The 19,357-nt window shown below is 39.9% G+C and carries 16 protein-coding genes and 1 tRNA gene; 14 read left to right on the top strand and 3 right to left on the bottom strand.

Translation table 11 applies throughout. The features are described 5' to 3' along the window. The 8 genes from WNY98_RS19260 to drt4 all read left to right on the top strand — a co-directional run bounded on the left by WNY98_RS19260 (position 1) and on the right by drt4 (position 11,202). Positions 1-77 (top strand) — tRNA-Arg (locus WNY98_RS19260). Between the two features lie 772 nt (positions 78-849). After that, complete coding sequence (locus WNY98_RS19255) at positions 850-2,025, top strand: DUF1343 domain-containing protein (RefSeq protein ID WP_342878685.1); 1,176 nt, start codon at positions 850-852, stop codon at positions 2,023-2,025. 9 nt (positions 2,026-2,034) lie between these two features. Beyond that, a complete protein-coding gene (pbp4b, locus tag WNY98_RS19250; protein ID WP_342878684.1) occupies positions 2,035-3,693 on the top strand; it encodes a penicillin binding protein PBP4B in 1,659 nt (552 codons plus the stop codon). A gap of 191 nt (positions 3,694-3,884) precedes the next feature. After that, positions 3,885-5,261 carry a Na+/H+ antiporter NhaC family protein gene (locus tag WNY98_RS19245; protein WP_076925111.1) on the top strand — a complete coding sequence of 459 codons (1,377 nt, stop codon included), beginning with the start codon at positions 3,885-3,887 and terminating at the stop codon, positions 5,259-5,261. Between the two features lie 103 nt (positions 5,262-5,364). Continuing rightward, positions 5,365-6,231: a hypothetical protein gene (locus tag WNY98_RS19240; protein WP_342878683.1), complete on the top strand. Its 867-nt coding sequence runs from the start codon at positions 5,365-5,367 to the stop codon at positions 6,229-6,231. A gap of 203 nt (positions 6,232-6,434) precedes the next feature. Then, a complete protein-coding gene (locus WNY98_RS19235; protein WP_342878682.1) occupies positions 6,435-7,142 on the top strand; it encodes a hypothetical protein in 708 nt (235 codons plus the stop codon). Positions 7,143-7,445: 303 nt separating this feature from the next. After that, positions 7,446-9,188 (top strand): potassium/proton antiporter, encoded by a 1,743-nt coding sequence (locus WNY98_RS19230; protein ID WP_342878681.1) that lies wholly within the window; start codon positions 7,446-7,448, stop codon positions 9,186-9,188. Between the two features lie 367 nt (positions 9,189-9,555). After that, entirely contained in the window at positions 9,556-11,202 is a 1,647-nt protein-coding gene (gene drt4 / locus WNY98_RS19225; protein ID WP_342878680.1) for an antiviral reverse transcriptase Drt4, read from the top strand. A gap of 55 nt (positions 11,203-11,257) precedes the next feature. Here the strand turns inward: drt4 and WNY98_RS19220 are convergent, their stop codons facing one another. From WNY98_RS19220 to WNY98_RS19210, 3 genes are read right to left on the bottom strand one after another with little or no spacing between them, the layout of a single operon-like run. Next, positions 11,258-11,881, bottom strand: coding sequence for a hypothetical protein (locus tag WNY98_RS19220; protein WP_342878679.1), 624 nt, complete (start codon positions 11,879-11,881; stop codon positions 11,258-11,260). Next, positions 11,868-12,446: a sigma-70 family RNA polymerase sigma factor gene (locus WNY98_RS19215; protein WP_342875778.1), complete on the bottom strand. Its 579-nt coding sequence runs from the start codon at positions 12,444-12,446 to the stop codon at positions 11,868-11,870. The genes WNY98_RS19220 and WNY98_RS19215 overlap by 14 nt, the downstream gene beginning before the upstream one ends. A gap of 14 nt (positions 12,447-12,460) precedes the next feature. After that, the gene (locus WNY98_RS19210) at positions 12,461-13,096 is read right to left on the bottom strand and encodes an energy transducer TonB (protein ID WP_024592799.1); all 636 of its coding nucleotides are present in this window, start codon (positions 13,094-13,096) and stop codon (positions 12,461-12,463) included. 155 nt (positions 13,097-13,251) lie between these two features. On the opposite strand from WNY98_RS19210, the gene WNY98_RS19205 reads away from it, so the two are divergent. The 6 genes from WNY98_RS19205 to alaS all read left to right on the top strand — a co-directional run bounded on the left by WNY98_RS19205 (position 13,252) and on the right by alaS (position 19,356). Continuing rightward, positions 13,252-13,758, top strand: coding sequence for a DUF3087 domain-containing protein (locus tag WNY98_RS19205; protein WP_294119877.1), 507 nt, complete (start codon positions 13,252-13,254; stop codon positions 13,756-13,758). 34 nt (positions 13,759-13,792) lie between these two features. Next, a complete protein-coding gene (locus tag WNY98_RS19200; protein ID WP_342878678.1) occupies positions 13,793-14,242 on the top strand; it encodes a low molecular weight protein-tyrosine-phosphatase in 450 nt (149 codons plus the stop codon). A gap of 552 nt (positions 14,243-14,794) precedes the next feature. Next, entirely contained in the window at positions 14,795-15,418 is a 624-nt protein-coding gene (ribA, locus tag WNY98_RS19195; RefSeq protein WP_342878677.1) for a GTP cyclohydrolase II, read from the top strand. Positions 15,419-15,495: 77 nt separating this feature from the next. Next, complete coding sequence (locus WNY98_RS19190) at positions 15,496-16,284, top strand: BPSS1780 family membrane protein (RefSeq protein WP_024612196.1); 789 nt, start codon at positions 15,496-15,498, stop codon at positions 16,282-16,284. Further along, a complete protein-coding gene (locus tag WNY98_RS19185) occupies positions 16,284-16,736 on the top strand; it encodes a regulatory protein RecX (protein ID WP_342878676.1) in 453 nt (150 codons plus the stop codon). Before WNY98_RS19190 ends, WNY98_RS19185 begins: the two co-directional genes overlap by 1 nt. 19 nt (positions 16,737-16,755) lie before the next feature. After that, positions 16,756-19,356 carry an alanine--tRNA ligase gene (gene alaS / locus WNY98_RS19180; protein ID WP_342878675.1) on the top strand — a complete coding sequence of 867 codons (2,601 nt, stop codon included), beginning with the start codon at positions 16,756-16,758 and terminating at the stop codon, positions 19,354-19,356. Position 19,357 lies beyond the last annotated feature (1 nt).

The following is a 19,357-nucleotide window of genomic DNA, read 5'->3' as shown; positions in this document are numbered from 1 at the left end:
GGGTGCATAGCTCAGCTGGATAGAGTACTCGGCTACGAACCGAGCGGTCGGAGGTTCGAATCCTCCTGCGCCCACCACTTTCATAAATAAGCCGACATTAAGTCGGTTTTTTTGTGCCCGAAATAAAGTGAAATAGAGTGAAATAAAGTGAAGTAAAGTGAAGTGTAGGTTTAGCCGAATTGAGAACCAAGCAGTCGGAGGTTCACTCTTACAAGATACGTCCTGCGCCCACCACTTTCATAAACAAACCGACATTAAGTCGGTTTTTTTGTGCCCGAAATAAAGTGAAATGTAGATTACTACCCAGTAGATACCATCTCTCATTTTATCCTGTGTAGCCGCAGAGCTTGCTAGCGTGAGAAGCACCAGTTTCTATTCCCCCCTTAAAAATATAATTTATAAGATTTTATTCGTTGGCAACGCCAAAAATAAGTAATTTATTCACAAAGAGGTTAAGAGGCGCTGCGCTTTTAGAGATAGTAATAAAGCTAAGCTAAACTAATAAACCCGGGCTTATGTCTTCTCATTTACTTCTCTTTCGCTCCTCTTCGTGTAATAGATCTTTAAGTGGTTCATTGGCCAATAAATTAAATAACTAGAAGCGTTTAGCTCTAAGAAGGTTAAATACGGTCTTTAAGCTTAAAATGAGAGGTGGTATTTTAAAGTAAAACCAGCCTTCATCCTTAAATCCACACCCGAGTTTATTCATTTGTTGTAGACGCTGAGCTTGCTCGCGTGAGAAGCGCCAGCTTCTAATCACTATATCTAAGCCCACTTAACCTTTTCTAAAGCTGCTCTTTAATATTACCTATGTTATTTTAAACGCCTTGTTTAAAAGGATATTGCAGTATGTTTAAAACCCTATTTATTACGTTATTTTTTATTTTTAGCGCTATTTTTATTCCAAGCGTGCAAGCCAACGAAGCCAATAACTCACTTGTAGTAGGTGCGCAGCAATATGCTAAATATTTACCGCAGTTAAAAAATAAACGTGTAGGGCTAGTAGTAAATCAAACATCAACTATAGGGCAAACTCACTTAGTAGATGCGCTGCTGACTAAAAATATTAATATAACTAAAATTTTTGCACCTGAGCATGGCTTTCGCGGCGATCACGATGCAGGCGCACATGTAAAAAATGCCGTTGATAGCAAAACGGGTATTCCGCTTATTTCTATTTACGGTAAAAATAAAAAACCAAGCCAAGCTGCTTTAGCCGATGTTGATGTCATTATTTTTGACATTCAAGATGTGGGAGTGCGCTTTTATACTTACATAAGCTCTATGCACTACATGATGGAAGCTGCTGCAGAGCAGAGGATAGAATTTTTAGTACTCGACAGACCCAACCCAAATATTACCTACGTTGATGGACCAATATTAGAGCAAGAATTTAAATCGTTTGTAGGCATGCATCCAATACCTGTTTTACACGGTATGACCGTTGGCGAACTTGCCAAAATGATCAAGGGCGAGGGCTGGATCAATAAAGCGCCCGATTTAAAATTAACCGTGATCCCTGTTGATCATTACACTCGCAAAAGTGCTTATAGTTTGCCTGTAAAACCCAGCCCTAATTTACCTAACGATCAGGCCATTGCACTTTATCCGTCGCTTTGCTTTTTTGAAGCAACGCCTATCAGTATTGGTAGAGGCACCGACTTTGCGTTTCAGGTAATTGGTTACTCGCCAATTACATTGGGCGATTTTAGTTTTACACCGCGCGCAATTAAAGGCGCTGCTTTAAACCCTAAATTTAAAAACCAAACCGTGCAAGGGCTCGATTTAAGACAAGCAAATATTACAGGTTTAAATTTAACTTACTTAATAAATGCGTACACGGAGCTTAGTAAAAACAACATCTCGTTTTTTGAGCGCGCTGAGTTTATGGATAAACTAGCGGGTACTAATAAATTGCGCTTAGCTATTGAAGCAGGGCAATCAGAAGCGCAAATAAAACAAAGCTGGCAGGCGGGGCTTGTGCAATTTAAAGCGCAAAGAGCGCCTTACTTGTTATATAAATAAGGGCTAAGCATGTTTATCGCTTTAAAAAATCAAAGGTGTAGTTATATAAAAAAAGCATTTATAGCGGCGTTAAGCTTTATTATTGTGGGTTGTAGTACACCACCTGAGCCTATTAGCTCGGTGCTACCACTTACAAAGAGCCAACTTGTAGAGCTGCCTAATGCACAAGTGGTTGTAACGTTTCCTGAGGTAAATCCAAGTAGCCGGTTTTATGTAAATAACCGAGGAACGTTTAAAGCTTACAAAGGGCGCGGGCAATTATTAATACAAAACCATAACGCACAAAGCGCCGATATTTACATTAATAATCAAAAGCTCGACGTTAACCAACTTAGCGCCAACACTCTATACAATTACAGTTTGGCAAAAAATACTCACAATGGTGTTAATACCTTTAAAGTTGAAAATATTCTCCCTGCTGGCGCAAGCTTAACACTGCGTTTTGCATTTCCTACTTTAAGTGATGAACCAAAAAAGCATATAGATTTTACTGAAGTAGACACATTAATTGGACGCGATGTAAAAGCAGGTTTTCCTGGGGCTGTATTGGCTGTTGTTAAAAATGGCGAGCTAATAAAGTTAACCGCCTATGGCGATGCAAAACAATATCAGCAAAGTGACTTAATGCTACTTCGCCCAGAACCAATGCAAACTAATAGCTTGTTTGATTTGGCCTCAAACACCAAAATATTTGCCACCAACTTTGCACTTATGAAACTAGTAAGCGAAGGGCTATTAAATATTAATAAACCCGTGCAAAGCTACCTAAGCGAGTATAAAGGCGAAGGTCGAGTACAACGTACAGTAAAAGAGTTACTCACTCACAGCGCCGGATACCCGCCAGTATTTGACTTCCATCGCAAAGATGGCAGTTACGGCGATGCGTTTTATTCGCAAAACAGTAAAACCACTAAGCAGCTATTACTTACCAGCGTGCCTTTTAGCAGTAAATTATCTGGGCAGCATGTTTACTCAGATATTGATTACATGATTTTAGGCGTACTAATTGAGCGCGTTACAGGGCAGCCTCTTGACGAATACCTAGAGCAGCAAGTGTATGCGCCACTAAAATTAACTAACACGTTATTTAATCCACTTAAAAAAGGCTTTAAGCCGCAGCAATTTGCAGCCACTGAGCTTAGCGGCAACACACGAGACGGGCGTATTAAGTTTGATAATGTTCGCACCAATGTTTTACAAGGCCAAGTGCATGACGAGCGCGCTTATTATTCACTTGATGGCGTAGCAGGGCATGCGGGGCTATTTAGTAACGCCCACGACTTAGCCGTGCTTTGCCAGCTATTATTAAATAATGGTGGCTACGGCGACCAACAATTATTTAGTGCAAGCGCTTTAGCGCAATTTTTAACGCCGCAATCAAGCGATGAAACCTACGGGCTTGGCTTTAGGCTTGCCGGTAATAACCAAGCAAGGCGTTGGCACTTTGGTCCTTATGCAAGCGCGCAGGCTTATGGCCACACCGGTTGGACAGGCACAGTAACCGTAATAGACCCCGCTTACGACTTGGCTATTGTTTTACTTACTAATGCTCGCCATAGCGCAATTAAAGGCTCGCAAAAACGTTACGAATTTACAGGCAAACAATTTGAAACCGCGCAGTACGGATCGGTGGTCTCGCTTATTTACGAAGCGTTACTAAATCAATAAGCTATCGTATAGGTTAAAACGTACTAACTGTGCCACCTTAAGTGATTTATTTACAGGTGACTTGAGTAAGCCAATCCATTAAGCTAAGCGGTCTATAAAACTAAGCCGGTTTATGTTGTTAGGCTTAACAAATAAGCGTTAAAACGCGTACAAAGCGAGGTTTACTCGCTAATAACTAAGGTTAACTTTTTATGCATTGGTATTCTATTTTACCGCCGCTAATTGCGATTGCTATCGTGTTTTGGCGAAAAGAAGTGATTATGGCACTACTTGTTGCCGTTGCTTCTTCTGAGTTTTTACTCGCCTTTCAGGGCGAAGGTAATAGCGTGTTTGATACTTTTTTAAATACCATTGAACGTATTATTTCGGTTGCCAGCTCGCCAGGTAATACACGCATACTAATATTTAGTATTTTAATTGGTGCATTGCTTGCCTACATTCGCGAATCTGGCGGCGTTGCAGCAACTGTTAATATGCTAATGAACAAAGGCATTGCAAAAAGTAAGCGCCAAGTGGGCTTTTTAACCATGTTTACCGGTATTGCGGTGTTTATAGAATCTAACTTGAGCGTACTTACCTCAGGTATTTTATCGCGTGGCTTGTTCGACAAATTTAAAATGAGCCGAGCGCGTTTAGCGTACATTATTGACAGCACCAGTGCGCCAGTGTGTATTTTAATACTACTTAACGGCTGGGGTGCATTTGTACTTGGTTTGTTAGGTAACTACGAGCTAGGTGAGTCGGCTGTATCGGTATTGTGGGGCAGCGTAGGGTATAACTTTTACGCCATAATTACCCTTGCCATTGTTTTTTACACAATCGCGTTCGATAAAGTGCACGGCCCAATGAAAGAAGCCGAAGAAAAACTAGAGCTTCAAACAACCGACGTAAAAGATGAAATAAAAGCCTCTAAAGCGCGTTACATGTTAATCCCGCTTATTACGCTTATTACCAGCATGGTTGGCTTTATGTATTACACCGGTAATGGTGTACTTGCCGAGGGTAGCGGTTCTAAATCAGTATTGTACGCAACGGTTTTAGCCATTGTTGTGGCTTACTTTTTAATGATTGGCTCACGTAAATTTACCCATCATCAGTTAGTTGATACCGGTTTTAAAGGCATGGGCGAATTAATGCCATTGGTCGCCATTGTATTGCTTTCGCTTACACTTGGCGCAAGCTTAAAAGAGCTGGGTACTGGCGTATTTGTAGCATCACTTGTTGGCGACTACTTACCTATTTACTTAATCGTACCGGTGCTGTTTTTAACTGGCGCGGTAATGTCGTTTACTACAGGTACATCGTGGGGTACTTTTGCTATATTAATCCCAATTGGTGTGCCACTTATTCAAGCGCTAGGTTTACCGCCGTCGCTTGTTGTTGGTGCTATTTTGGGTGGTGGTATATTTGGCGATCATTGCTCGCCTATATCCGACACCAGCGCTGTATCGGCTATTGCATCGGGGTGTGACTTACTCACCCACGTTAAAACGCAGCTACCGTATGCCTTATTTGGTGGTGGCCTTACGTTTTTAGCGTACTTAGTAACAAGCATAATTGTTTTGTAAGAGCGTACTATAGAAGTAATGCTTTAATAAACGAGCAATAATAATTACCTAAAAGCCTGCAACTATGCAGGCTTTTTTAGAGCATAAAACAAGGATTGTTTAAATGAAAAATAAAGCTTTTGTCTTTTTTAGTTTTTTATTATTTCTGAACGCATGCTCTTACCTAGAAAGTGAAATAGAACAAGCTAATAGACTAGCAAAAACATATCAGCTCGATATTAAGGCTGGCGAAACTCGTTTATTTTTTCCTGAACAATTTTTAGGAAGTGAAGGCAAACGACCTTCGCTTGAAATGGAAAGTACTTCTTTAGAAGATTCTTCAGAGTCACTTGATGGTATCGAAACTGCGCTGGAGGTTTATCCTGAAGGCTTTGTTTCCAAAGTGATTGATGCTATTTATATTTCAGGACCTATGCTTATGGAGGGGGCTGAAGCGGGGGGAACATATTCAAGAAATTTTATAATACTAGCAAATATCTCAGATAAGAACGGTACTAACTTCAATTATGGAAATTCGTTACGGGGAGTTCATCACGAGCTTAGTTCTTTAATTTATTTACGCTCCCCTTTTGTTAATCTTGCATGGCAAGGTCTGTTGCCTGAAAGTTGGAGTCCTGCTTCCTCAAACTATGAGGCGTTAACGCAAGATAGGAATATAGGGCCTGATTATAAAAATGGCTTTCTATCTACCTACGGTAAAACTAATATTGAGAATGACTTTAATATTTTCGCCGAATTTGCTTTTTCTGAGCCTGAAAAGCTACGAGAACTTGCTGTAACGTATCCGGTTGTAGCTAAAAAGCTGAGTTTATTTATTACTGCATATAAGCAGGTTTATCTTGAGTATCGGCAGAGCTTCGAAGAGTATTTTACTAGTACAGGTCTAAGCGATGTTGCTATAAAACCTGATAATGTAGAGATTACGATTAACAGTGATATTAGTAATGTTAAGCCGCACATAATTCACTAAGTTAGCCTAGTGAAGGGCTTATTTTTACAGATAGTGATTGTTTAAATATAAGGTATTTCTCAGTTAAAGAAACTCAAGTTAAATACTCAAAAAGTAATTTTTCTTATACCTAAAATCATTACAGAAATTAACTTCTTAGGATTTCTCTACCTAACTTTAAATGATATGATTTCGACAATTAAATAATAAATAAGGACATTTTTATGGATATTATTGTCGGACAACATGCGCTAAAGAAAAAAACACAGCTAACGCAACTTTCTGAACGTGCAATTGGTAAAGCCTTTAAAGATCAAGCTGCTTTAGCAATACAAATGACGCAATGTAGTGCAGCTGTTTATCGTCGATTACAACGAACTTATAAATCAACTGTAACACCACGCGATGAAAAAAGAGTTAAAGCAGGTGGCTTAAGTACACAATCAGTTACTTTTTCAACAAGTAATAGTAGCCAAAAATCCTTTAATAGCTTACTTCCTGCAATGCGAGGAAGAGGTGCACCTACAAATACTTCAAAAACGTCAAATGATGTTGCAGTTGCTTCTAATCAGCCACAAGCAGTTAACTTGTTGGCTTTGCTACATCCTGTTATAAGCGGCGACATAATGAAGACAGGTAATGCTGTTGAAAAAACAGCGACTATATTAGGGCTAGTAACAACGACTGTTGGTTTTGTAGTTCCAGGCGGTGGAGCTGTTTCATCAATTGTTAGTTGGGTAGGAAGTGGTGCTACGTATTCAGGTTTTTCAATGTCTAGAATTCGCTCTGATGCGCCAGACCGAGCTTATCACCAACTAACAAATTATATTACATGGCTAGCCGCTTGGAATAAAAAAGCGTGTGAGTTAATTGATATAGCAGATCCTAATGGTCAATGGACCTTTAGGGATATCGAGCATGGACTTTCATAAGATTAGACTGTAAGCAGCGTTTTAAAAGAAAGTGTAAATACGTTATACCTGTAACTTACGATTATTGAAAAGCCTGCTTAATTGCAGGTTTTTTGTTTTTAAAAACAAATAAAATTAAGTTGAATGGAGCTAAGCTAAGTAATATTAAGTTCAATAACACTCTCTCTATTATCTAAACCACTTAAATATAGACTTAATTACCCGTATTTATATTTTTTAGGTTATTGTATAGCATGAGCTTTAAGCTTTTTAATAGCTATAAATTCTTACTTTTCAACTCATATAAGGCTGTAAATCCACACTATGTTTGCAATTGATAATATCATTCTCGTTAGTGCCATATTAATTTTACTAGGAGTGATCTCGAGCAAGTTATCTGCACGCGTTGGCTTACCGGTGCTGGTGCTATTTTTACTTGTAGGTATGCTCGCAGGTGAAGACGGTATTGCAGGTATTTCATTCGACAACGCAGAGGCCGCACATGCTCTGGGTACTCTAGCGCTTGCCATTATTCTATTTGATGGCGGCTTACAAACGCCTACCAGTTCAATTAAACAAGTGTGGAAACCCGCGTCTGCTTTAGCAACCGTTGGGGTGTTATTTACCGCCGTAATTACAGGCCTTGTGGCCACTTATATTTTAGACCTGCCCATATTACAAGGTGTTTTACTAGGCGCTATTGTTGGCTCTACAGATGCTGCCGCAGTGTTTGCGCTTTTACGAAGTGCGGGTATTCACTTAAATAAAAAGCTTAAATCTACCCTTGAAATAGAAAGTGCCTCGAACGATCCAATGGCTATTTTTCTAACGGTTGGATTGCTCGAAATGCTCGTTAACGACATGCCAATAGGGCTGGATTTACTACAGTTATTTGCTCAACAAATGGGTGTTGGCGCTATTTGTGGTCTTTTAATTGGTAAGGTATCGGTTTGGTTTATTAATCGAATTAAACTAAATGCATCGGGTTTGTATTTAGTGATGGTAACCGCATTTGGACTGCTTTCTTTTGGCCTTTCTGCAACGCTTGGTGGTAGTGGATTTTTAGCTGTATTTATAACGGGTGTTATTTTAGGTAACAGCAAATTTGTATATAAACGCGGTATTTTTCTGTTTCATGACGGCTTAGCATGGCTTGGGCAAATAACCATGTTTGTTGTATTAGGACTCCTTATTAACCCGTCGTCGTTGGTTGACGTATGGTTAGAAGGGTTGCTTATTGCACTGGCACTTATTTTTGTTGCTCGCCCATTAGCGGTAGCGCCTATTTTAAAACTGTTTGGTTTTAACAATCGCGAAACCTTGTTTGTATCTTGGGTTGGCCTTAGAGGCTCAGTGCCCATTATTTTAGCTATATTCCCATTACTATTTGGTCTTTCAGGGGCAGAGCTTATTTTTAATGTTGTTTTTTTCGTGGTGTTAATTTCAGCCACGTTACAGGGCTCAACAATGCCGTGGATGGCTAAAAAACTAAATTTAGTAGAGCCGCCACCTGATTTGGCTGCTGCAACGCTCGAAATCACAGCACTAAACGATATTGATATAGAAATTGTAGAATACACTTTAAGTGACGTTTCTCGGGTTTCTGGGCGTAGCTTGTCACATGCTGCACTTCCTGAGAGTGTGGTTGTTGCTATGATCACACGGGGTCCGTCAATCATACCGCCACGAGGCTCAACTAAGTTAAAACCAAACGATCATTTATTTGTTGTTTTAAAACCAGATAACAGACCTTTTGTTGATTTAGTTTTTACAGCAACAGATAAAACAAACCATCAAGACAGCCACTTAGCCCACAACGAACTTAAAGTGAAAGGTGTAACGCTGGTAGGCGATATATTTTACTCTTACCACATGCAAATAGACGCGCCAGAAGATATAAGCTTGGAAGAAGTGATTAATCAAAAGCTTTCAGGAGAAGTCAGTAAAGGCGATATTGTTGTTATTGGCAATGTGCAAATACGCGTTATAACAATGGTACATACACGCATAGTTACCATTGGCTTAAAGTATTTAAACAATCCAGAAAAGCGGCTTTTAAAGAAGTAACTATTTACAGTAATTTACAAGGTGTAGGCTGTACGTTTATAGCGTACGTAGGTTGGGTTGAGTGACACGAAACCCAACGGATCGCCAATGCAATGAGCGCACCTAAAGTTATATATGTAGTGTTTGTTGTAGGCGCCTAGCTTGCTGGCGCGTCGGTCGCTAGCCAAAAAAGTTAGGTTCAGCATAGGAACAGTATTCAATATTTTTGCGCTAGCGGCAGCCTCTAAAAATTATATCCCAGGCCGTGCTGGCACACTGATAATCATGCGATTTTTCCGAACATCAATTGACTACTTTTAGGCTAAGGTTTTTCTGCTTTAGGTGGTTTCAGGTAAACTAACTATATGAAATACGCAAAGGAATGTTTATGAGCCAGATTTTTGGTGATACAGATGATAAAAGAGCTTTATATGAAGCTCTAACTAGATATAACTATTTTCCAAATCAACGAGCAAATATAGGTGAGTTACCACCGAGTCTAGATACAAGGCAATTTACACCAGAGGTGGCAGAGGCTATTTCTAAGCTTGAAGAGACTAAAGGAAGATCTGGTTATGACTTAGTTGAATATAAGGCTACAAGATATAATAACGTGCCTAGAGTATTGGGACTTGTTCATCCCAGAGCTTACTCATCACTAGCCAAGTGCATACACGATAATTGGGAGTATCTGAAATGTGTTACCGAAAATGAAAATAGTATAATTAAGCCTGAGTTTCATCACAGTGAAAAGCGATTGGTTGTAATGAATTATGAAGATTCATTCGTAAAAATTAGTCGCTCGCATACTTCTTCTTTTGCAAAACGATTTAGAGTTCACACTGATATAGCGAATTGTTTTAATAGTATTTATTCTCATGCGATTGCATGGGCTGCTGTTGGAATTAAAGAGGCTAAAGATCAGCAAGGTAATAAACGTGCTTGGTTTAACCGTTTAGACACCTACCAGCGAAAAACTAAGCGTAATGAAACTCAGGGAATATCAATAGGTTCGGCAGCCTCTAGTATTGTGAGCGAGTTAATCTTAGGTAAAATTGACGAAGCCTTAATAAGTAAAAATTATGAGTTTCATCGATATATAGATGATTATACTTGCTACTGCTTGACTAGCGAAGACGCTCAAAACTTCATCCAAGATTTATCTAACTCTCTTGCTCTATATAAGCTGACACTGAACTTAAAGAAAACATCGATAATAGAGTTACCTGCGGCTTTTGAAGATGAATGGGTGTTAGATTTGAGAAGTGCACTACCAAGTCGCTTAGGTAATGCAGGCGAAAGCGAGCCCCAACTATCTGCTGACGAAGCGCTTACGTTTTTAAATAAAGCTATTGGGATAAATAAAAGTACGCCTGATGGAAGTGTATTAAAGTATGCAATATCATTAATCATTAATTACTTAGATGAAGGTGCTAATGTAAGTTTATTGGAAGCTCTTCTGAACCTATCGTGGCACTACCCAGTTTTACTCCCGTTATTTGACAAATTATTAGGCAAAGCAGAGATAAATGCAGGGATTTTCGAGAAACAATTAAATGTAATAATAAGAGAAAATGCTGATAAGTTCCGATCTGATGGTATGTCTTGGCCGCTTCACACGATGTTAATTAATAACGTCATCCCAAAAACAGAAACGGCTGAAAAGGTCATTGCGAGTGGTGATTGTGTTGCAATTACTTTGTTATTAGAAATGCATGACTTTAATGAAATGATCGTCGAGTTCGCACAAACTATAATTGATGATGGTGATAACTACGAAAAAGATAACTATTGGTTATTACTTTACCAACTATATCTAAAGGGCCTAATTGATAATCCGTATGATGACAAAGTATTTGAGTGCTTGAAAAAATACAAGGCTAATTTTATACCTCAAAATACGCTTACTGAAGCTGAAAAAAAATGTGATGAAATTCATAGTGAAATGGGAACTAACGCATTCAAAAAAGTATTTTCAGAAATTAAGGGGATACCGGTTAATGAAAAACCTAATGAGGACTCACCTGCTTTTTAGTTTCTAATAAACAGTTACGACCTAATTCTATTAGGTCGTAAAATTGAATTACTACCTAAGCCCCACACTGCCTAACCCCATTACCCGCATGTTTTAGCGCAATAATTTGCCCTTTGCCGTTATGTGCCATAGCGAGCATATCACCGGTATTTATATTACTTTCTACCGCGTGTTTACCTTTTAAGTCACTCAACAGCGAACGCTTAATTTGCACTAGCACCTCGTCATTACAGCTGGCTATGTACCAGTCTTTATCTACCTTTACGAGTGTGCCGTATTCTATGTGGCGTTGTTGGTGGCGGCGTAAATCGTTAGCTAATTGGCTATCGAGTGCGTGCTTTTGCTCTGTAAAGGTGCTTGCGTAGCTACCAGCTTGATTTATTTCATGTGTTTTAATAAATGAATAGTCGTGAATGTCTATAGTGTTAAATACGCTGTTAAGTACGGTTTTAGGCTCTGTATTTATTACGTTGTTATTATCAAACACAATAAAAGCAAACACACCTAGTGCGCAGGCAAGGCTGGTTAGCTGTAGCGTAAAGCCGAACTTTTTAGGCTTTGTGTGCGTGGCCTTTTTAAGTAACGCTTTTTGCTGAGTGCTTGTAAGTGTTGTGCGCTCTTTTCGCTCTTTGTAGTGTTGTGTGAGCTTTTGATCAAACGGCTCATCAGGCTTGTTCATTGTTTGCTCCTAATAAACGCTTAAGGTTTTGCTTGGCGTAGCGCAGCCTTGTTTTAATGGTCTCAAGGCTGCTTTGCGTTATAAGTTCTATGTCGGCGAGCGAAAAGCCTTCTTGTTGCAAGGTTATGGCTTCGCGCTGTACAAAGCTAAGTTGTTTTAGGGCGGCGTCGAACGCGTCGTAACTTATGTTTGAGCTGCCTATAGTTAAGTCTCTTTCGTTTTTATCATTTTGTGCTGCTAAATGCGTGTTTTCGTCAAGCTCTACAAAGTGCTGTTGCCTGCGGTATTCGTCAATGAGTGTGTTGCGGGCAAGTTTAAATAACCACGCTTTGGGTGTGGTTTGTGCTTGGTAAAGGTGGCGTTTTTCGATTACTTTTAGCCATGTTTGTTGGCTTACGTCGTATGCTAAATGCGTATTAGATTGCGTAACAAGGTAGTGGTATAAGTCGTTACTGTAGAGGGCAATAAGCTGCTCTAAGTAACGATTGTCGCCACTTTTTGCGTAACTTGCCATGCAGTCCTTGCTTGGCGTTTCAAATAACCATGACTTAATACTTAGTAGCATAGGCGTTTAGTCCGTTAAATAGAGTTATCTAATTTAAAATCGAGTTGTACAGTTTGACCTGTTTGTAATTGTGCCACACCTTCAATTACTTTGGGGCGATATTTCCAGCGTTTAATAGCTCTTATTGCTTCGCGATCAAATGTACGTTTTGGCTCGGCGTTAATAACGACTGGGTCGATTACTTCACCCGTTGGCGAAATGCTAAAGCTTAGTTGCACCCAACCTTCAATGCCATCGCGCGCTGCTGTAGTTGGGTATTTAGGGTTTATGCGCACTATAGGTGTTGCATCCCCTGTTGGGCGATTAATGGTGTTGTTAATGTCGCCACCAAAATCGTCAATCGTAACTGGCGTAAAGTCGCTAATTGCCAGCACAGGATCCGCTGATGTATCAAGCGGTGGTGCTTTTTGCGGTACTTTAGGCATCGGCGGTGGTGGCTGTATTTTTTGTATGTGCCTGACTTTTGAATCCTCAGGTGCTTGAAAAATCTCTACTATAATATCGTCCCCTGGTTTAACCGGTGCGCGTTGCTCGCCACTTATTAAATATTGCATAAACGCAAAAGCTGCAAAGGTCATTGCGGCGCCGCCAATAACGGCAGTAGATGTTTTAATAAATACTGGGTTGTTAGGTACTTCAAGTGTGTGCATAAGCCGCTCCAAATTTTATTGACCACTACAATTAGGGTGTTTTCAAAGCTATAACGGGTGGCAAATCAAAAAGGGGTGAAATAATTTTATAAAAAATGTGGGGTTTAGTTACAATAGCCATTCGCAAATATTAAAACTTAACTTTTTAGGCTGTTATGCAACTCATTGAAATAAATAAAGCGCGTTACCGTAAACATTTAAACCGTGTTATTGCTGGATGTGGTATTGGTTTGGCTGTAGGCAGCTTGGCTATATCGCAAACGTTGATTGCTTTATTTCCTGATGAAAGTGGCAGCCACTTTCATTGGAACTTAATAGGTGTTGCTATTACAAGCCTTGGGCTTGCGTGGTTACTTAATAAATACCGTACACATACGTTTATGACAGAAGTTGTTTATGTGTGGGAGCTTAAAAAAGCACTTAATAAAATAACCCGTAAAATGGCTAAGTTAAAAGCCGCTGGCCGTGAAGGCAATGCCGATGCGTTATTAGCAATTCATTATAGCTACGCGGGCTCTCGGTTATTGTGGCAGCTAGACGATAACCTAATCACTATGGACGATTTAGCCATTAAACAAGCTGAGCTTGAATCTGTTGCTGCGCAACATAACGTAACGCTTAATGTTGAAGATTACGACGCAAGTATTTTAAAACAGTTTTAAAACATAGGTTTTTAAATTAGTTAGAGGAGCCTTAATGAAAAAAGTACTCATAGTGTGTTTAGGTAATATTTGTCGCTCGCCAACCGCAGAGGCGGTATTAAAAGCCCGAGCTAAAAAGCTAGGTGTTAACGTTAAAGTTGATTCGGCGGGGACTATTGGTTACCACGAAGGTAAAACGCCTGATAGTCGCTCAATGGCAGCAGGGGAGAAGCGCGGTTACAGCTTTAAGGGTATTTATTCACGTAAAGTACGTACAAGCGACTTTACTGAGTTTGATTTAATTTTAGCGGCCGATACGCAAAATTTAGCTGATTTAAAAGCCCAATGCCCTGAGCATCTACAGTACAAATTAGCGTTGTTTTTAGAGTTTGGCGAACAGAGCGTTAGTGCAATTCCTGATCCTTATTACGGCGGGGATGACGGCTTTGAAAATGTACTCGACTTAATTGAAGCGGCGAGTGATAAAATACTATCTAAACTTTAGGGCGTGTTGAACTTTGTGGATTGAAATTTGTTCAATCTTCGGTCGGTTAAATCGCGGCGCGAGGTTTGTAACCTAGTGGGCTCGATAACTGCTCCGCGTTATCGCCTATTTATGGCGAATAACCAGATTAAGTAGGTTATTTCTTGCCTAAAAATCAAACATGCTGCTGTAAATTCAACCACCAAAGATCAACACGCCCTAGTTAATATTTAATACCAACCAGCATAAATATCTAAGCAACGTAACGAGTTCAATTACTCTATAACGTTTCTAGAAATTATTTGTATAGAACAATTATATGTCATGATTTCGCCTTTTTAATGAAACGCTTTGAGTGGTGGTTAATTTTAAAGTTGAGATGTATTCAAATTATAACGTTAACGTTTTTGAATAAATGTCACGGATTAATTTATTGCTAATAATCATTGAAAATAAGGGTCGCCGTCGCCATATATTTGGCATAAACAGTGTTGTACTACGGTGTACTCATCCTATTTTGTGATATTATCACTTTATTGTCGTGTCGTAGTTACTTAAATATTTGGATTTGTCGTGGCGCAAGTAAGAGCAAGAGTCCAGCTTAATGTTGGCAAAAATAGTGATATTCCTGCAGAAATAATCTCGTTTACTGATTTAAAAGATGGCAAAGAACATGTTGCTATGGTGTTTAACAACGCCGATACAGAACAGGATGTTCCACTTATTCGTATGCATTCAGAGTGTTTAACAGGTGATGTGTTTTACTCATCGCGTTGTGATTGCGGCGAGCAGCTAAATGAATGTATTGAAATGATGCACGAGAAAGGCGGTGTTTTATTGTATTTGCGCCAAGAAGGTCGTGGCATTGGTTTGTATAACAAAATTGATGCTTATGTTTTGCAATCGCAAGGGATGAATACTTACGAGGCTAATAATCATTTAGGCTTTGCTGATGATTTGCGCGATTTTTCGGATGCGGTATTAATGCTTAATGCGCTAAATTTAAACCACGTCAAACTAATGACCAACAATCCTAAAAAACTTAATGCACTAAGAGATGCCGGTATTACGGTTGACTCAGTTGTGGGCACACATGCGCACATTAAAGCGGGTGTTGCGGGTAATAAAGCGTATTTAGAAACTAAAATTAAGCATGGTGCGCACATGTTAGATATTAAAAAGATTAAAAAACCTTAATATTAATACTCCAACCCTGTGATCCCACCCAGCGCCAAGTTATACTTGGCGTGTTTCGTTATAAATTAAGAGTTAGTATGTCTACACAATTACGCGTTTTTAAAGCCGATGCCGGACTAAAGTGGTTTAAAGCAGGGTGGCTTATTTTTAAAACTCAGCCAGCAACCTTTATTTTTATGCACCTGTTTATTGGCATTGTAGGACTACTGTCGTTATTTTTACCGCTGCTACAAGTGGTTGCAGCTCTTGCTACGCCATTTTTAACCGCTGGGTTTTACCAGGCGGTGCTTACAAAGCAGCAAGGCGGAAAAATTATGCTTGCCGATATTCTTAAGCCGTTTACGGCAAAGGGAAATAGATTAGGGCTGTTACGTTTAGCTCTGTATCAAATGGGTGCGGGTATTTTAATGGCGTTACTCGCTAATGGCTTATTTGCCGATGCAGTGGCTATTATGACTCAACCAAATGTTGACCCTAATGTAGCTCTTGAGCAAATGGTTGAGAGTATTTCGGGTGCTAACGTAATTTTATTTTTAATGGCAATGTCGATTTACTTTACGGCGTTTGCTTATGCGGTTCCTCTTGTTTATTTTAATAAAGAGAAACGTATATTAAATGCGCTTAAAGACTCATTTATGGTGTTTTATTATAATATTTTACCACTGAGCGTTTACTGCGTTATTTGCGCAATATTTATGTCGCTTTCGATGTTCTTATCGTTCTTACCACTGTTGATTTTAATGCCGATTTGCTACATTAGCTTTTTTGTATCTTATCAAGCCATTTTTATGCCTGTTGTGCCACCAAGTGACGATAGTAATGTTAAGCCTCTTAGCAGTGAAGAAAGCGGACGTTTTGACGCTTAATGGATGATAAATTAAAGCAAAAACTAAAAAACTATGTACTTTGGTTACTAGGGCGCCAAGAATATTCGCGTCGTGAGTTAACGCTTAAGCTACAGCAAAAAGAAGCCACAGAAGAGTTTATTGAAACGCTGCTTGATTGGTGCGAAAAACACAATTTTATTAACGAGCAACGATACTGTGAAGGCTTTGTAAGAAAACACATATTTAAATGTCACGGGCTTAAGCGAATACAAAGCGAAGCTATGGGCAAAGGGATTGATCGTTCGCTACTTGAAATGGTAGTTGAAGAGCTTGAAGTAGATTGGTTTGAGCTTGCGCAGGATGCGTACAATAAAAAATATTCAAATACACAGGCAGATCTCGATTACAAAGATAAAGCTAAGCGCGTGCGCTACTTAATGTATCGGGGTTTTAGCTACGATGAAATTAATTTTGCAATGCAAGCACAGTAAATACAGGTGAGACTTTCAAATGCAGCACATGACTACCGCACAAATTAGGCAACAGTTTTTAGACTTTTTTGCCAGTAAACAACATCAAATAGTACCTTCTAGCTCGCTTATTCCGGGTAACGATGCCACGTTGTTATTTAATAACGCCGGCATGGTGCAATTTAAAGATGTATTTTTAGGCGCAGAAAGCCGTCCTTATACACGGGCGACAAGCTCGCAGCGCTGTGTACGTGCTGGCGGTAAGCATAACGATTTAGAAAACGTAGGCTACACTGCTCGCCACCATACATTTTTTGAAATGTTGGGTAACTTCAGCTTTGGTGATTACTTTAAGCAAGACGCGATTAAGTTTGCATGGGAGTTTTTAACTGAGGTAGTAAGCCTACCTAAAGAAAAACTTTTAGTAACTATTTATCACGATGATGAAGAAGCGTTTGGTTACTGGGCTAACGAAATTGGCTTACCTGAAGACCGCATTATTCGTATTGCGACTTCAGATAACTTTTGGTCTATGGGTGATACTGGTCCGTGTGGTCCTTGTTCTGAAATATTTTATGACCATGGTGAACATATTTGGGGCGGACCTCCAGGTTCACCAGAGGAAGATGGCGACCGTTTCATTGAAATTTGGAACCTTGTATTTATGCAGTATAACCGTCAAAGCGACGGCACTATGCTGCCACTACCTAAGCAATCTGTTGATACGGGAATGGGCCTTGAGCGTATTTCTGCTATTTTGCAGGGTGTGCACTCAAACTACGAAATCGATTTATTTCAAGGCTTAATTGCCGCTGCTGCAAGTGTTACTAATGCACAAGACATGGACGACAAGTCACTACGTGTAGTGGCGGATCATATTCGTTCGTGTGCATTTTTAATCTCAGACGGTGTTATGCCATCTAACGAAGGTCGCGGTTATGTATTGCGTCGTATTATTCGTCGTGCTGTGCGCCACGGTAATAAGTTGGGTGCGCAAGGTTCGTTTTTCTATAAATTAGTTGCTGCGCTAATTGAGCAAATGGGTCAAGCGTACCCAGAGCTTGCTAAGCAACAAGAAATTATCGAAAAAGTATTACGCATCGAAGAAGAGCAGTTTGGTAAAACACTAGAACGTGGCTTAGCTATTTTAGAAGAAAGCTTAAGTGACCTTAAAGGCGATATTATACCGGGCGACTTAGTATTTAAGCTTTACGATACGTACGGTTTTCCAGCTGATTTAACGGCCGATGTTGCGCGTGAGCGCCAGATGACGATTGATCATCAAGGCTTTGAAGAGTGTATGGCTGTACAACGTAAAACAGCGCAGCAAGCAGGTAAATTTGGCGCTGATTACAATGACCAATTAAAATCAGATAAACACACTGACTTTAAAGGTTACGACAGTACGCACCACAGTGCGACAGTGGTTGAAATTTTTGCCGGTGGCGAAGCTGTACAGTTATTAGAAGATGGTCAACAAGGTATTGTAGTACTAGACCGCACACCGTTTTACGCTGAATCAGGTGGTCAAACGGGTGATACGGGTACTATTACGGTTGCTGGTGGCGAATTTAATGTTACTAATACAACTAAGCTTGGTAATGCTTTTGCTCACCACGGTACTGTACAAGGTCGTATTGGTGTTAACGATAAGGTTGACGCAACTATTGATGATACGCGCCGCGATAGCATTAAGAAAAACCACACAGCTACGCATATTTTGCACGAAGCATTACGCCAATTATTGGGCGATCATGTAGGTCAAAAAGGCTCACTTGTTCAATCTGATCGTTTACGTTTTGACTTTTCACACTTTGAAGCGGTTACTAAAGATGAGCTACGTGAAATTGAGCGTGTAGTTAATGACGAAATTCGTCGTAACTTTGCACTTAATACTGAGCTTATGGCTATTGATGATGCTAAAGCGAAAGGTGCTATGGCGTTGTTTGGCGAAAAGTACGATGACGAAGTACGTGTAGTTACTATTGGTGACTACTCTATTGAGCTTTGTGGTGGTACTCACGTTGAGCGCGCTGGTGATATTGGTTTATTCAAAATAGTATCTGAAAGCGGTATTGCTGCTGGCGTTCGCCGTATTGAAGCCGTAACAGGCGCAGATGCAGTTGCTTATGTTAGCGAGCAAGAGCAACAATTACATGATGTAGCTGCTTTAGTTAAAGGCGATAGCGCATCGGTACTTGAAAAAGTAACTGCATTGCTTGAAAAGTCTAAGGGTCTTGAAAAGCAAATTGCGCAACTTAACGATAAGTTGGCAAGTGCAGCGGGCGCGTCTTTACTTGACTCAATAGTAGAAATTAATGGCGTTAAGCTGTTAGTTGCAAACGTTGAAGGGACTGAATCTAAAGCGCTTCGCGGTATGGTCGATGACCTTAAAAACAAGATTGGCTCAGGTGTTATTGCACTGGGTGTTGCCAGTGGCGACAAAGTAAGCCTAATTGCTGGTGTAACTAAAGACTTAACAGGCAAAGTAAAAGCCGGTGAGTTAGTTAACCACATGGCAGGCCAAGTAGGTGGTAAAGGTGGCGGTCGTCCAGATATGGCACAAGCCGGTGGTAGTGAGCCACAAAACCTAGCTGCTGCACTAGATAGCGTAACAGCTTGGTTAACTGAGCGTACTTAAG

This window comes from Pseudoalteromonas sp. AS71 (assembly GCF_038900275.1).
Taxonomy (GTDB): Bacteria; Pseudomonadota; Gammaproteobacteria; order Enterobacterales; family Alteromonadaceae; genus Pseudoalteromonas.
This window is presented reverse-complemented; position numbering and strand designations above follow the sequence as displayed.

What these genes read in the sequence shown, in the direction of transcription:
- WNY98_RS19235 (WP_342878682.1), top strand. Translation starts at nt 6,435, where the DNA reads ATGGATATTATTGTCGGACAACATGCGCTAAAGAAAAAAACACAGCTA.
- WNY98_RS19255 (WP_342878685.1), top strand. Translation starts at nt 850, where the DNA reads ATGTTTAAAACCCTATTTATTACGTTATTTTTTATTTTTAGCGCTATT.
- drt4 (WP_342878680.1), top strand. Translation starts at nt 9,556, where the DNA reads ATGAGCCAGATTTTTGGTGATACAGATGATAAAAGAGCTTTATATGAA.
- pbp4b (WP_342878684.1), top strand. Translation starts at nt 2,035, where the DNA reads ATGTTTATCGCTTTAAAAAATCAAAGGTGTAGTTATATAAAAAAAGCA.
- WNY98_RS19205 (WP_294119877.1), top strand. Translation starts at nt 13,252, where the DNA reads ATGCAACTCATTGAAATAAATAAAGCGCGTTACCGTAAACATTTAAAC.
- WNY98_RS19245 (WP_076925111.1), top strand. Translation starts at nt 3,885, where the DNA reads ATGCATTGGTATTCTATTTTACCGCCGCTAATTGCGATTGCTATCGTG.
- WNY98_RS19215 (WP_342875778.1), bottom strand. Translation starts at nt 12,446, where the DNA reads ATGCTACTAAGTATTAAGTCATGGTTATTTGAAACGCCAAGCAAGGAC.
- alaS (WP_342878675.1), top strand. Translation starts at nt 16,756, where the DNA reads ATGCAGCACATGACTACCGCACAAATTAGGCAACAGTTTTTAGACTTT.
- WNY98_RS19230 (WP_342878681.1), top strand. Translation starts at nt 7,446, where the DNA reads ATGTTTGCAATTGATAATATCATTCTCGTTAGTGCCATATTAATTTTA.
- WNY98_RS19190 (WP_024612196.1), top strand. Translation starts at nt 15,496, where the DNA reads ATGTCTACACAATTACGCGTTTTTAAAGCCGATGCCGGACTAAAGTGG.
- WNY98_RS19220 (WP_342878679.1), bottom strand. Translation starts at nt 11,881, where the DNA reads ATGAACAAGCCTGATGAGCCGTTTGATCAAAAGCTCACACAACACTAC.
- WNY98_RS19200 (WP_342878678.1), top strand. Translation starts at nt 13,793, where the DNA reads ATGAAAAAAGTACTCATAGTGTGTTTAGGTAATATTTGTCGCTCGCCA.
- WNY98_RS19210 (WP_024592799.1), bottom strand. Translation starts at nt 13,096, where the DNA reads ATGCACACACTTGAAGTACCTAACAACCCAGTATTTATTAAAACATCT.
- WNY98_RS19185 (WP_342878676.1), top strand. Translation starts at nt 16,284, where the DNA reads ATGGATGATAAATTAAAGCAAAAACTAAAAAACTATGTACTTTGGTTA.
- WNY98_RS19240 (WP_342878683.1), top strand. Translation starts at nt 5,365, where the DNA reads ATGAAAAATAAAGCTTTTGTCTTTTTTAGTTTTTTATTATTTCTGAAC.